2 protein-coding genes are annotated in these 1,319 nt (G+C 31.3%); both read left to right on the top strand.

The genetic code is table 11. The features are described 5' to 3' along the window. Positions 1–41: 41 nt before the first annotated feature. Positions 42–440 carry a transposase gene (locus BLR27_RS18340; RefSeq protein WP_090707332.1) on the top strand — a complete coding sequence of 133 codons (399 nt, stop codon included), beginning with the start codon at positions 42–44 and terminating at the stop codon, positions 438–440. After that, positions 407–1,306: an IS3 family transposase gene (locus BLR27_RS18335; RefSeq protein WP_143007786.1), complete on the top strand. Its 900-nt coding sequence runs from the start codon at positions 407–409 to the stop codon at positions 1,304–1,306. Before BLR27_RS18340 ends, BLR27_RS18335 begins: the two co-directional genes overlap by 34 nt. Positions 1,307–1,319 lie beyond the last annotated feature (13 nt).

The raw sequence follows: 1,319 nt of genomic DNA, 5'->3' as shown, positions 1-1,319 counted from the left end.
TGTACGTCCCTGATATAGGTTGACCATAAAAGTCAAGTTATATGAAAGCAAATTTACAGCAAATCAAGAAAACCCGTTGTTATTCTGAAGGATTCAAGCGAGAAATCGTAACTCTGTATGAGAGTGGAAAGTTCAGTGTTCCTCAATTAGAGAGCTTATATAAAATTCCTAATTCAACGATCTACAATTGGATTTATAAATTTTCTATTTTTAACGAAAAAGGGTACAGAGTTGTAGAGCTTAAGACAAGCAGTATGTCAAGACTAAAGGAACTAGAGCTTAAAATCAAGCAATTAGAACAAGCCGTTGGCCAGAAGCAAATCAAGATAGATTATCTTGAAAAGATGATTGATATTGCTAAGGAAGAGTTAAAAATTGATATTAAAAAAAACTTCAACACCTCACAATCGACTGGTTCCGAAACAATCAAGGAAAAATAAAGTATTCTTTAAATCAGCTTTTTAAAGAAATTGGAATCAGCAAACAAGCTGTAAATCAATACGCTACAAGACAATTAGCTTTTGATAAAGATGTTCAAATGCTTTTACTCGAAGTAGAAGAGTTAAGAAAAGAACATCCTGGTTGTGGGGTTGAGAAGATGTATAATACACTAAAACCTGAATTCATTGGAAGAGATAGATTTATAGATATCTTCATGGATTTGGGGTTTAGATTGAAAACAAAAAAGAATTATAAACGAACTACTTATCCAGTATCTGTTCAGTATCCGAATTTGATAAAAGGAATGGAAGTTTTTGCTCCGTCGATTATTTGGCAATCTGATATCACTTATATTTATGTAAAAGAGGAAGAAAAATTCTATTACGCAGTATTTATAATTGATGTTTATACCAAAAAAATTGTAGGGCATCAACTCACAAATAGCATGAGAGCAGTTGCAAATGTAAAGGCAATGCAAATGGCATTAAAAAATAATGATGTGCCTAAAATTCACCATTCCGACAGAGGAGGTCAATATCTTTATAAGCCATATATTGAGTTATTAAAGGCTAATAAAATCAAAATATCTATGTCTGTTTCTGCCCAAGATAATGCTTATGCCGAGAGAATAAATAGAACAATAAAAGAAGAGTACATAGACTACTGGAAGCCTAAAAATTACGAACAATTAAAAAAATGCGTAGATCGAGCAGTTTATCAATATAATAACACAAGACCACACAATAATATTGGTAAACTAAGCCCAGTAATTTTTGAAGAAAATTGGTTTAATAATAAACTTTTTTCTAAGCCAAGGTTTACTATTTTTAACAATGAAAAACTATTAGAAACCGGTCAACTCTAATTAGGGAAGTACA

The sequence above is a fragment of the Daejeonella rubra genome, assembly GCF_900103545.1.
GTDB classification, from domain to species: domain Bacteria; phylum Bacteroidota; class Bacteroidia; order Sphingobacteriales; family Sphingobacteriaceae; genus Daejeonella; species Daejeonella rubra.
The sequence above is the reverse complement of the archived record's forward strand: the minus strand, read 5'-3'. Positions and strand labels throughout refer to the sequence as shown.

Excerpts from the sequence above, each read along its gene's own strand:
- BLR27_RS18340 (WP_090707332.1), top strand. The coding sequence starts at position 42 with ATGAAAGCAAATTTACAGCAAATCAAGAAAACCCGTTGTTATTCTGAA.